Origin of the sequence: Amycolatopsis minnesotensis (genome assembly GCF_039529815.1) — a bacterium.
Lineage (GTDB): Bacteria > Actinomycetota > Actinomycetes > Mycobacteriales > Pseudonocardiaceae > Amycolatopsis > Amycolatopsis minnesotensis.
Window position 1 is genome coordinate 148,368 of the sequence record NZ_BAAANN010000010.1, and the last position, 11,537, is coordinate 159,904.

Consider the following 11,537-nt stretch of genomic DNA (forward strand, 5'->3'; position numbering starts at 1 on the left):
GGGTGCCCGAACTGATCCACCGCGTCCGCCCGCACGGCGCGACCGAAGGCGAGTGACGAAAACCTGCTCATCTGCGCATCCGGTGAATTGGATCAAGAAAGGGAGTGTTTTACCGCCGGAAATCGCGATCCACGATAATCCATTTGGATCACGAGTGGTTCCGGCTGTTGTGTGATTCACGTCGCAGTCGTAGCGTGGGAGGCTGCTCCCACCACCGAGGACGTGACCGGAATGGCGTCACCGCCGACGAGCCCAACGCTGATCGACGACGTTTTCCAGCGCCGTGTCGCACCGCTGAAAGACTTGTCCGAACAGGCAGGCGATGTCGCGCGAACCTGCCACGCGATGGCGGCGCGCTTTTATCGCGGCGGCAAACTCGTGGTCTTCGGCAACGGTGAATCGAGCACCGACGCACAGCACATCGCGGTCGAGTTCGTCCACCCCGTCATCGTCGGCAAGCGGGCGTTACCCGCCATTTCGCTCACTTCGGACGTCGCGGCGATAACCGGGGTGGCCAACGCCGACGGGCTTTCCGAGGTCTTCGCACACCAGCTCGCCTACCTCGGGGAGGCCGGTGACATCGCGCTCGGCCTGTCCGTGGACGGGAACTGCGCGAACGTCCTGCGGGGGCTGCGGTTCGCGCGCGGCAAGGGAATGCTCACGGTGGCGATGGCCGGTGGGCGGGGCGGCGCGATCGCGGCGTCCGGCGAGACCGACCACCTCCTCCGCGCCGGTTCCTCCGATCCGAGGGTGGTCAAGGAGGTGCACGTGACCACGTACCACGTCCTGTGGGAGCTGGTGCACGTGTTCTTCGGCCAACCAGGGGTGCTCGCGCCAGGAGTGGTGCGATGAGAGCGCCCGGTGCCGACGACTGCGGACACGACGGCGTCTGCGTCACCTGCTCCGACTTCGCCGTCCAGGTACGGATCGTCGAACTGCTCGAAGACGGGCTCGCCGTCGTCGAGAGCGGTTCGGGTCGCGAAGAGGTGAGCGTCGCGCTCGTCTCCGCGCAGGTCGGCGACACCGTTCTCGTCCACGCCAAGGAAGCACTGACCATCGTCCAGCACTGAATCCCTCCACCGGGGAGCGTGACTCCAGTGACACGGCAAGAGCCGCCCGGCTCGGCGGAAATGTCCGCGTTGTACCCGTTCCTGCGGAACGCGGACGCGGACCTGGACGCCGTGCTGGCGGAGGTGCGCGAGTCCACCGCGGCCAAGGTCGCGGAGATCATCGCGCTGCGGGCCGCGGTAGTGGAGCGCGACGGTGCCCGGATCACCCGGTGCGCGGGCGAGATGGCCGGCCGGTTCGCCCGCGGCGGGCGGCTGCTCGCCTTCGGCAACGGCGGCAGCTCCACCGACGCGCAGGACATGGCCAGCCTGTTCCTCTGCCCCGGCGGGGCGCACCGCCCGCTGCCCGCGTTCGGGCTGACCAACGACATCGCGGTGATCACGGCGCTGAGCAACGACATCGGGTTCGATGTCGTGTTCTCCCGCCAGATCGCGGCGTTCGGCAGGCCCGAAGACGTCGCTGTCGGCCTGTCCACGAGCGACAACTCCGCCAACCTGCTGCGCGCGTTCGACGAAGCGCACGGCCGCGGGATGCTGACCGTCGGCATCGCCGGGTACGACGGCGGCAAAATGGCCGAACACGACGGAATCGGCTACCTCTTCACCATTCCTTCCCCGTCGGTGCACCGCGTCCAAGAAGCCCAGACGACGGTGTACCACGCGCTGTGGGAGCTCACGCTCGCCGCGCTGCTCCGCTAGCAGGACTTTCTCGTCATCCAAGGCGGGCGCGATCCCATCGCCCAGATTCCCGCCGCCGCAGCAGGATCCTCCAGGAGTGATGACCTATGACCTCAGCCACGGGCAACAAGCACGCGGACGCGGAAGAGGCACCGATCCACCTGCTCTGGATCAACGCGGGGCTTTCCTGCGACGGCGACTCGGTGGCGCTGACCGCGGCCACCCAGCCGAGCATCGAGGAGATCGTGCTCGGGGCGCTGCCGGGGTTGCCGAAGATCGCGGTCCACTGGCCGCTGATCGACTTCGAATGCGGTCCGGACGTCGGCGCGGACACCTTCATCGAATGGTTCTACAAGGCCGATCGCGGTGAGCTGGAACCGTTCGTGCTCGTGGTGGAGGGCTCCATCCCGAACGAGTCGATCAAGGAAGAGGGCTACTGGTGCGGGTTCGGCAACGACCCGGCCACCGGGCAGCCGATGACCACGAGCGAATGGCTGGACCGCTTGGCGCCCAAGGCATTGGCCGTCGTCGCGGCGGGGACCTGCGCGGCCTACGGCGGCATCCACGCCATGGAGGGCAACCCGACCGGCGCGATGGGGGTGCCCGATCACCTCGGCTGGGACTGGAAGTCCTACGCCGGGCTGCCGATCGTGTGCATCCCCGGCTGCCCGACGCACCCGGACAACTTCGCCGAGACGCTCACCTACCTGCTGTACCAGGCGGCGGGGCAGGCACCGATGATCCCGCTCGACGACCAGCTTCGCCCGAAATGGCTCTTCGGCCAGACCGTCCACGAAGGATGCGATCGCGCGGGGTACTACGAACAGGGCGACTTCGCCAAGGAGTACGGCTCGCCCAAGTGCATCGTCAAGCTCGGCTGCTGGGGTCCCGTCGTCCGCTGCAACGTGCCGAAACGCGGCTGGATCAACGGCGTCGGCGGCTGCCCGAACGTCGGCGGTATCTGCATCGGCTGCACGATGCCCGGTTTCCCCGACAAGTTCATGCCGTTCATGGACGAGCCGCCCGGCGCGCACGTCTCTTCGCTCGCCATCGGCGTCTACGGCTCGGTCATCCGCAAACTCCGCGGCATCACCGCGCGGAAACTGGACAAGGAACCCAAGTGGCGCGAGAAGGGCCGCGAACTGAAGACCGGCTACCGCACTCCGTGGTGAATCCGCCCGACCAGAGCAGGAAAGGTACCCGAGAACGATGACCTCCACCGCACGCCGGTCCACGAAGTCCGACAGCAGCAACCTCGTCGAAATGTCCTGGGACCCGATCACCAGGATCGTCGGCAGCCTCGGCATCTACACGAAGATCGACTGGGCCAGGAAACAGGTCGTGGAATGCCACAGCACGTCCTCGGTCTTTCGCGGCTACAGCATCTTCATGAAGGGGAAGGACCCGCGAGACGCCCATTTCATCACCAGCCGCATCTGCGGTATCTGCGGTGACAACCACGCGACCTGCTCGGTCTACAACCAGAACATGGCCTACGGCGTCCGCCCGCCGCACCTCGCCGAGTGGATCATCAACCTCGGCGAAGCGGCCGAGTACATGTTCGACCACAACATCTTCCAGGAGAACCTGGTCGGGGTCGACTACTGCGAGAAGATGGTCGCCGAAACCAATCCCGGCGTGCTCGACCTCGCGAACCGCACCGAGGCACCGCACGCCGAGGACCACGGGTACCGGACCATCGGCGACATCATGCGGTCGCTCAACCCGCTGGAAGGCGATTTCTACCGGGAGGCGCTGCAAGTCAGCAGATCCACCAGGGAGATGTTCTGCCTGATGGAAGGCAGGCACGTGCACCCGTCGACGCTGTACCCCGGCGGGGTCGGCACGGTGGCCACCATCCAGCTGTTCACCGACTACCTCACCCGCCTCATGCGCTACTGCGAGTTCATGAAGCGCTGCCTGCCGATGCACGACGACCTGTTCGACTTCTTCTACGAAGCGATCCCGGGCTACGAGGAGGTCGGCAGGCGCCGGGTGCTGCTCAACTGCTGGGGCAGCCTCAACGACCCCGAGCACTGCGACTTCAGCTACCAGAACATGGAGTCCTGGGGCCGCAAGATGTTCGTCACCCCGGGCATCGTCGTGGACGGCAAGCTCGTCACCACGAGCCTGCTCGACATCAACCTCGGCATCCGGATCCTGCTCGGCTCCTCCTACTACGAGGACTGGGAGGACCAGCCGAAGTTCGTCACCCACGATCCGCTCGGCAACCCGGTGGACCAGCGCCACCCGTGGAACCAGCACACCATCCCGCGCCCGGCCAAGCGCGACTTCGACAAGCAGTACTCGTGGACGATGTCGCCGCGGTGGTTCGACGGCACCGACCACCTCGCGCTGGACACCGGCGGCGGCCCGATCGCCCGGCTGTGGACCACCGCGCTCGCCGGGCTGGTCGACATCGGCGGCTACGTCCGCTCCACCGGGCACAGCGTGGTGATCAACCTGCCGCGCACGGCGACGAAACCCGAGAAGACCTACGAGTGGAAGATTCCACAGTGGAGCAACGCGATCGAGCGGAACCGGGCGCGGACCTACTTCCAGGCCTACTGCGCCGCGGCCGCGCTGCACTTCGTGGACAAGGCGCTGGCCGAAGTGCGCTCGGGCAACACGAAGACCTGGGAAAGCTTCAAGGTGCCCGACGAGGCGGTCAGCTGCGGGTTCACCGAGGCGGTCCGCGGTGTGCTCTCGCACCACATGGTGATCAAGGGCGGCAAGATCGCGAACTACCACCCGTACCCGCCGACGCCGTGGAACGGCAGCGTGCGCGACTCCTTCGGCACCCCGGGGCCGTACGAGGACGCCGTGCAGAACACGCCGATCTTCGAGGAGAACAAGCAGGAGAACTTCAAGGGCATCGACATCATGCGCGCGGTGCGCAGCTTCGACCCGTGCCTGCCGTGCGGCGTGCACATGAACATCGCGGGCGGCAAGGTGCTGGAACGGCTGCACACCCCGCACGCGTTCGGGTCGAACCTCTGAATAACGACCAGCCGAGGCGGAAAGCCGGGGTGAGCCATGCCGAAACGCGATGATGTGTCCACTGTGGGCGAACGGATCGAGGTGCTGCTGACCGAACTGGCCGAGAAGGCCGATCCGGCGACCGTCGAGCTGGCCGAGGACCTCGTGCACACGATGGTCGAGTTCTACGGCGCCGGTCTCGCCAGGGTGATGGGAATCGTGGACAAGGCGGCGAACCGCGACGATCTCGTCACGGCGCTGACCGATGACGATGTCGTCGGCGGCCTGCTGGTCCTGCACGATCTGCACCCGCTCGGCACCGAGGAGCGGGTGCGGGCCGCGCTGGACCGGATACGCCCGTACCTCGGCAGCCATGCCGGTGACGTCGAGTACCACGGGATCGACGACGAGGGCGTCCTGCACCTGAGCCTGGCCGGAACGTGCGACGGCTGTCCCTCGTCGACGATCACCGTGCGCGACGCCATCGAGAAGGCGGTCCAGCGCGCCGCACCCGAGCTGACCGGGATGGCGGTGGCCGGTGTCGCCGAACCGGACGCGGGACCGGGCGGGCGGCCGCTGCTGCCGCTGCAATCGCTCACCTGCCCGGTTCCCGAGGAGGCCGTGTCATGACCACGGGCCTCCCCCGGTTCCTGACCAGGCCCGCACCGGAGTACCGGCCGGGCGAGCGGTGCGAGATGTGCGCGGAGCCGATCGGCGACGAGCACTCGCACGTCGCGAACCTGGCCGACCGCGGCATCCTGTGCGCCTGCCGCGGGTGCGCGCTGCTGTTCACGCGGCGCGGGGCGGCGGGCGGGAAGTTCCTCACCGTGCCGGACCGCTACCTGCACCAGGCCGATCTGGCCGGCGCGGCCCGGTTGTGGGAATCCACCAGCATCCCGGTCCGCATGGCGTTCTTCTTCACGAACTCCACGCTCGGGCAGACGGTCGCGTTCTACCCGAGCCCGGCGGGCGCGACCGAAAGCCTGCTCACCTTGGCGGACTGGGACGAACTGCTCGAGGCCAATCCCGCGTTCGCCGACCTGCGCGACGACGTCGAAGCCCTGCTGATCAACAAGCGGGACGAGGCGTTCGAGGGCTTCCTGGTCCCGATCGACCGGTGCTACGAACTGGCCGGACTGGTCAAACTGCACTGGCGGGGCTTCGACGGCGGCACCACGGCGTGGGGGCACATCGACCGGTTCTTCGCCGAGCTGCGCGACCGCGGCGGCAGCGGGGGCGGGCATGGCTGACCTCACGGTCGAATGCGCCGACGTCCGTCCCGAACGGTACGCCGCCGAGCCGACCCTGCTGTTCCGGCTGCGGATCACCGAGGCGGGCGCCACACCGGTGCACGCGATCGCGCTGCGCTGCCAGATCCGCATCGAGCCGGGCCGCAGGCAGTACGAGGCGGCCGAGTCCGAACTGCTCGGCGACGTCTTCGGCGACCCCGGCCGCTGGGGCGAGACGCTCCGGCCGATGCAGTTCGCGCACGTGGACGTGATGGTGCCCAGTTTCACCGGCACCACCGAGATCGACGTGCCGGTCCGGTGCGGCTACGACCTCGAAGTGGGCACCGGCAAGTACTTCCACGCGCTCGAAGGCGGCGAGGTGCCCCTCCTGCTGCTGTTCAGCGGAACCGTGTTCGGCAAGGGCGCGCGGGGCTTCTGGGTCGAACAGGTGCCGTGGCACCTCGAAGCCCCGTACCGCCTGCCGGTCTCGGTGTGGCGTGCGCTGATGGACCAGCACTTCCCCGAATCCGCCTGGCTCATGCTCGGCAGGGAGACCGTGGACGCGGTGCTGCGGTACAAGTCGGCGAACGCACTGCCCACTTTGGACGCCACGGTGCGGAAGCTGCTCGCGAACGCCGGTGGGCCGTCATGACCGCGGCACCGCACCAGGACGCGCTCGACCAGGTGCGCGCGATCGCGGACGCCGTGCTGTACGAGGGCTACCTGCTCTACCCGTACCGGGCCTCGGCGCGCAAGAACCAGGTGCGCTGGCAGTTCGGCGTGCTGGTGCCGCCCGCGTTCGCCGGGCGGGCGACCGGGGAGCAGGACTGCGCGCACAGCGAATTCCTCCTGGAGCCGGGCCACCGGGCCACCCTGCACGCGCGGGTGCGGTTCCTGCAGGTGCAGGCGCGCGTCGTCGAGGTCGCCGACACCCAGGGTGTCTACCAGGAGGTCCCGTCCGCGACCGTCGACGGGATTTACCTGTCCACTTGGGACGAAGCGGTGGAACGCGAGATCGACGCGGACCTGCCGGTCACCGGCCTGCTCGCCGGGGAGGCCGCCGTGCCGTTCTCGGTGCCCGGTGCCGTCAGCACCGAGGAACACCCCCGCCATCGCGACGAGCCCGGTGTCCGCACCGTGCGCCGGACCTGGCCGCTGCGGGGCGTCCTCCGGATGCGCGCCGACGCGCTGGACGGGCCGTACGGCGGGCTGCGGCTGACCCTGCGGGTGGAGAACACCACGGACTGGGCGGCAGGGGACCACGGCAGGGCCGAGGCGTTGCGGCACGCGTTCGTCGCGACCCACACGCTGTGCCACCTCAGCGAGGGCCGGTTCCTGTCCATGACCGACCCGCCCGAATGGGCCGCCGCCGCGGCGAAGGCGTGCCGGAACGACCGGGGGTGGCCGGTGCTCGTCGGCTCCCCCGACCGGGCCGACACGGTGCTGGTGACGCCGATCATCCTCGGCGACTACCCGGTCATCGCGCCGGAAAGCGCGGGCGAGCTGTTCGACGGGACGGAGATCGACGAAATACTCACCCTGCGCACCATGGCGATGACCGACGAGGAGAAGCGCCAGGCCCGTGCGACCGACCCGCGCGCGAGCGAGCTGATCGACCGCGTCGACCACCTGCCGCCCGAGCTGCTGGAGCGCCTCCACGGCACCGTCCGCTACCTGCGCGGGGTGACCGCGAAGGAACCGCCGACCTGCACCGAGCCCAAGCCGGAGGCGCCGTGGTGGGATCCGGGCGCCGACGCCTCGGTGGACCCCGGCACCGATCACGTCACGGTCGGCGGGATCGAGGTGGCCGCGGGCGCCAAGGTCGTGCTCAGGCCGGGGCGGCGCCGATCGGACGCGCAGGACATGTTCCTCGACGGGAAGACGGCCACCGTACGGGCGGTACTGTCCGATGTGGATGGTGAAACGCATGTCGCGGTGACCGTCGACGACGACCCCGGCGCCGATCTGCAGGACGCGCAGGGCCGGTTCGCCTACTTCTCCCCCGACGAGGTCGAGCCGGTGCCCGGTGATCGGACATGACCGTCCTGGTGGCCGGTGTCGGCAACATCTTCCTCGGCGACGACGGGTTCGGCGCCGCGGTCGTGCGCCGCCTGTCCGAAGTGGACCTCGGCGACGACGTCGAGGTGGCCGACTACGGGATATCCGGCATGCACCTCGCCTACGACCTCACGGAGGCGGGCTACGACCTGACGATACTGGTCGACGCCGCCAGCCGCGGCGGCGAGCCGGGGACGGTGTACGTCATCGAACTCGACCCCGGCGAGCAGGACACCCGCGGGGGCGGCCCGCTCGACGCGCACGGGATGCGGCCCGACACCGTGCTGGCGCTGCTGCGCGTGCTCGGCGGCGACGCCGGGCGGGTGCTGCTCGTCGGCTGCGAACCGGCCGAGCTGGACGACCGCATCGGCCTGAGCCCGCCCGTCCACCGCGCCGTCGAAACTGCGGTGCGCGCGGTGACCGATCTCGTCGCGGCGCGGCGCGCCGGGCGCGAACCCGTCGGACCGATCGGAACGGAGGTGTGAGGTGGTCAAACGGTTCCTGGTGCTCGTGGGGCTGGCCTGGCTGGCCGCGCTCGTGGTCAAGACCGTCAAGCCCGACGTGGACCGCTACCTCAGGATCAGCCGGATGTGACCCGGCGAAGGCGATGTGCGGCACGAGGAGGTGCGCGGATGTGTCTCGGAATTCCCGGTGAGGTCATCGAAGTGCTCGAGGACCGCCCCGATCTGGCCAAAGTGGACGTGAGCGGGGTGAAGCGCAACATCAACATCGGCCTGCTGGAAGACGACCCGGTCGTGCCAGGCGACTGGATCCTGATCCACGTCGGCTTCGCCCTGTCCAAAATAGACGAAGCGGAGGCCAAGGCGGCACTCGACTTCCTGGAGAGCATCGGCAAGGCGTACGAGGACGAGATGGCGGCACTGCTCGACTCGCGGATCGAGTGACCCCGCCCCCGTGGCGGCCAACAGGACAGGAGTGAGCGATCCCATGCGGTTCGTCGACGAATTCCGAGATGCCGAGAAGGCGCGCGCGCTGTCGGCGAAGATCACCGGCCTGTGCGAGCCCGGCAGGCAGTACAAGTTCATGGAGGTGTGCGGCGGGCACACGCACACCATCTACAAGCACGGCCTCGAGGACTACCTGCCGGAGAACATCACGCTGGTGCACGGCCCCGGCTGCCCGGTGTGCGTGATCCCGATGGGCAGGGTCGACGACGCGATCCACATCGCGCGGCGCCCGGACGTGCTGATGACCTCCTTCGGCGACATGATGCGGGTGCCGGGCAGCGGCGGGAACTTCTTCGACTCCAACGCCGAGGGCACGAACATCCGCATGGTGTACTCCCCGCTGGACTCGCTCAAGATCGCCAAGCAGAACCCCGGGCTGAACGTGGTGTTCATGGCGATCGGGTTCGAAACCACGACCCCGTCGACCGCGATGACCGTCCTGCGCGCGGCGCAGGAGGGCCTGACGAACTTCTCCGTCTTCTGCAACCACGTGACGATCCTGCCCGCCATCAAGGCCATCCTCGACTCCCCCGACCTCCGCCTCGACGGGTTCATCGGGCCGGGGCACGTCTCGACCGTGATCGGCTGCGACCCGTACGAGTTCATCGCGCGCGACTACCGCAAACCCGTCGTGGTGGCCGGGTTCGAGCCGCTGGACATCCTGCAGTCGATCTACCTGCTGATGCTGCAGCTCCACGAAGGGCGCTGCGCGGTGGAGAACCAGTACTCGCGGGTGGTGCCGTGGGACGGCAACCTCGTCGCGCTGCGCACCATCACCGAGGTGATGGAGCTGCGGCCGTACTTCGAATGGCGCGGGCTCGGGTTCATTTCCCATTCGGCGATGCGGATGAAGGCGAAGTACGAGGCGTTCGACGCCGAGAAGATCTACTCCGTGCCCGGCGTCCGGGTGGCCGACCCCAAGGCGTGCCAGTGCGGTGAGGTGCTCAAGGGCGTGCTGAAACCGTGGGAGTGCAAGGTGTTCGGCACGGCGTGCACCCCGGAGACGCCGATCGGCACCTGCATGGTCTCGCCGGAAGGCGCCTGCGCGGCGTACTACAACTTCGGCCGGTTCTCCCGGAACCGGGTGCGGGAAGCGAGCACGGCATGAGCGCACTCGGACACCGCGCGCGACGGCCCGATCCGACGCCGGGTGAGCGCGAGCAGCAGGTGCTCGACCGGATCGACAAGGCGAGGCGGCGGCGGGCGAAGGTCACCGACGAGCGGATCACGCTTTCGCACGGCGCCGGCGGCAAGGCCACGCAGAGCCTGGTCGAAGCGATCTTCCTGGACGCGTTCCGCAACCCGCGCCTCGAACCGCTCGAAGACGCCGCGACGCTGTGCGTCGGCAGCACCAGGCTCGCGCTGACCACGGACTCGTTCGTGGTGTCGCCGCTGTTCTTCCCCGGCGGCGACATCGGCGACCTGGCGGTCAACGGCACGGTCAACGATCTCGCGGTCTCCGGCGCGACCCCGCTGTACCTGACCGCGGGGTTCATCCTGGAGGAGGGCTTCCCGGTCGCCGACCTCGAACGCGTGGTGGCGTCGATGCGCGCCGCGGCCGAGACCGCCGGGGTCGAGATCGTCACCGGGGACACCAAGGTCGTCCAGCGCGGCAAGGCGGACGGCTGCTACATCAACACGGCCGGGATCGGTGTCATCGACGCCGACGCGCCCGCGCTCGGCGTCGCCACCGCGCGTCCCGGCGACGCGGTGCTGGTGTCCGGGCCGATCGGCGAGCACGGTGTGACGATCATGCTGGCGCGCGGCGAACTCGACATCGACGCCGAGCTGGAATCGGACACGGCCGCGGTGCACGGCATGGTCGCGGACCTGCGCGCCGCGGCGCCGGGTGTGCGGGCGATGCGGGACGCGACCAGGGGCGGGGTGGCCACGATCCTCAACGAGGTCGCCAAGGCCGCCGACGTCGCCGTCGTGGTCGACGAGAAGGCGGTCCCGGTGAAGACGGAGGTGCGCGGCGCGTCCGAACTGCTCGGCATCGACCCGCTCTACGTCGCGTGCGAGGGCCGGATCGTGGTGATCGTCGACCCGGCCGAGGTGGCGGCCGCGCTGGCCGCGCTGCACCGGCATCCCCTCGGCGAGCAGGCCGCGGTGATCGGCAGGATCACCGAGGACCCGCCGGGACTGGTCCTGCTGAACACCACGTTCGGCGGCACCCGGATCGTCGACCTGCTCGTCGGCGACCCGCTGCCCCGGATCTGCTGAGCCGTGCACGAACTGTCGATCACCCAGAGCGTCGTCGACACGATCGCCGAGGCGACCGGTGGCGCGACCGTGCTCGAGGTCCGCCTGGAGATCGGCAGGCTCTCCGGCGTGGTACCGGACTCGGTCCGGTTCTGCTTCGAACTCGTCTGCGCCGGGACCGCGCTGGCCGGTGCGGACCTGGACATCGTCGAGCCGCCGGGGGTGATCCGCTGCCGCGACTGCGCGCGGGTGTCCGAACTCCCCGACGCGTTTCCGTTGTGCCCGTGCGGTTCCGCCGACGTCGAGGTCGTCGGCGGCCGTCAGCTGAAGATCAAGTCCGTGGAGGTGGCGTGAGC

The 11,537-nt window shown here is 69.0% G+C and carries 15 protein-coding genes; all 15 read left to right on the plus strand.

All coding sequences use genetic code 11. The annotated features are described in order from the left end of the window. The first annotated feature begins 231 nt into the window (after positions 1-231). The 15 genes from ABD256_RS14725 (at position 232) to ABD256_RS14790 (ending at position 11,535) form a co-directional block, all read left to right on the plus strand. Positions 232-852 carry a D-sedoheptulose-7-phosphate isomerase gene (locus ABD256_RS14725; protein WP_344418160.1) on the plus strand — a complete coding sequence of 207 codons (621 nt, stop codon included), beginning with the start codon at positions 232-234 and terminating at the stop codon, positions 850-852. After that, on the plus strand, positions 849-1,070 hold the full coding sequence (locus tag ABD256_RS14730) for a HypC/HybG/HupF family hydrogenase formation chaperone (RefSeq protein ID WP_344417943.1): 222 nt from the start codon (positions 849-851) through the stop codon (positions 1,068-1,070). The genes ABD256_RS14725 and ABD256_RS14730 overlap by 4 nt, the downstream gene beginning before the upstream one ends. A gap of 60 nt (positions 1,071-1,130) precedes the next feature. Continuing rightward, positions 1,131-1,766 carry a D-sedoheptulose-7-phosphate isomerase gene (locus ABD256_RS14735; RefSeq protein ID WP_344418162.1) on the plus strand — a complete coding sequence of 212 codons (636 nt, stop codon included), beginning with the start codon at positions 1,131-1,133 and terminating at the stop codon, positions 1,764-1,766. A gap of 86 nt (positions 1,767-1,852) precedes the next feature. Beyond that, positions 1,853-2,917 carry an NADH-quinone oxidoreductase subunit B family protein gene (locus ABD256_RS14740; RefSeq protein ID WP_344417945.1) on the plus strand — a complete coding sequence of 355 codons (1,065 nt, stop codon included), beginning with the start codon at positions 1,853-1,855 and terminating at the stop codon, positions 2,915-2,917. Between the two features lie 37 nt (positions 2,918-2,954). After that, positions 2,955-4,745 (plus strand): nickel-dependent hydrogenase large subunit, encoded by a 1,791-nt coding sequence (locus ABD256_RS14745; RefSeq protein ID WP_344417947.1) that lies wholly within the window; start codon positions 2,955-2,957, stop codon positions 4,743-4,745. A 36-nt stretch (positions 4,746-4,781) separates the two neighbouring features. Next, positions 4,782-5,354, plus strand: coding sequence for a NifU family protein (locus tag ABD256_RS14750; RefSeq protein ID WP_344417949.1), 573 nt, complete (start codon positions 4,782-4,784; stop codon positions 5,352-5,354). Then, positions 5,351-5,974 (plus strand): DUF5947 family protein, encoded by a 624-nt coding sequence (locus tag ABD256_RS14755; protein WP_344417951.1) that lies wholly within the window; start codon positions 5,351-5,353, stop codon positions 5,972-5,974. Before ABD256_RS14750 ends, ABD256_RS14755 begins: the two co-directional genes overlap by 4 nt. After that, positions 5,967-6,605 (plus strand): DUF6084 family protein, encoded by a 639-nt coding sequence (locus tag ABD256_RS14760; RefSeq protein ID WP_344417953.1) that lies wholly within the window; start codon positions 5,967-5,969, stop codon positions 6,603-6,605. Before ABD256_RS14755 ends, ABD256_RS14760 begins: the two co-directional genes overlap by 8 nt. Then, complete coding sequence (locus ABD256_RS14765; RefSeq protein ID WP_344417955.1) at positions 6,602-7,993, plus strand: hypothetical protein; 1,392 nt, start codon at positions 6,602-6,604, stop codon at positions 7,991-7,993. Before ABD256_RS14760 ends, ABD256_RS14765 begins: the two co-directional genes overlap by 4 nt. Beyond that, entirely contained in the window at positions 7,990-8,496 is a 507-nt protein-coding gene (locus ABD256_RS14770; RefSeq protein WP_344417957.1) for a hydrogenase maturation protease, read from the plus strand. The genes ABD256_RS14765 and ABD256_RS14770 overlap by 4 nt, the downstream gene beginning before the upstream one ends. 1 nt (position 8,497) lies before the next feature. Continuing rightward, positions 8,498-8,605 (plus strand): DUF6893 family small protein, encoded by a 108-nt coding sequence (locus tag ABD256_RS44395; protein ID WP_425546451.1) that lies wholly within the window; start codon positions 8,498-8,500, stop codon positions 8,603-8,605. Positions 8,606-8,643: 38 nt separating this feature from the next. Then, complete coding sequence (locus tag ABD256_RS14775) at positions 8,644-8,916, plus strand: HypC/HybG/HupF family hydrogenase formation chaperone (RefSeq protein WP_344417959.1); 273 nt, start codon at positions 8,644-8,646, stop codon at positions 8,914-8,916. 43 nt (positions 8,917-8,959) lie between these two features. Then, on the plus strand, positions 8,960-10,087 hold the full coding sequence (gene hypD, locus ABD256_RS14780; RefSeq protein ID WP_344418164.1) for a hydrogenase formation protein HypD: 1,128 nt from the start codon (positions 8,960-8,962) through the stop codon (positions 10,085-10,087). Then, positions 10,084-11,202 (plus strand): hydrogenase expression/formation protein HypE, encoded by a 1,119-nt coding sequence (gene hypE, locus ABD256_RS14785; RefSeq protein ID WP_344417961.1) that lies wholly within the window; start codon positions 10,084-10,086, stop codon positions 11,200-11,202. The genes hypD and hypE overlap by 4 nt, the downstream gene beginning before the upstream one ends. 3 nt (positions 11,203-11,205) lie before the next feature. Then, entirely contained in the window at positions 11,206-11,535 is a 330-nt protein-coding gene (locus tag ABD256_RS14790; protein WP_344417963.1) for a hydrogenase maturation nickel metallochaperone HypA/HybF, read from the plus strand. Positions 11,536-11,537: the final 2 nt, after the last annotated feature.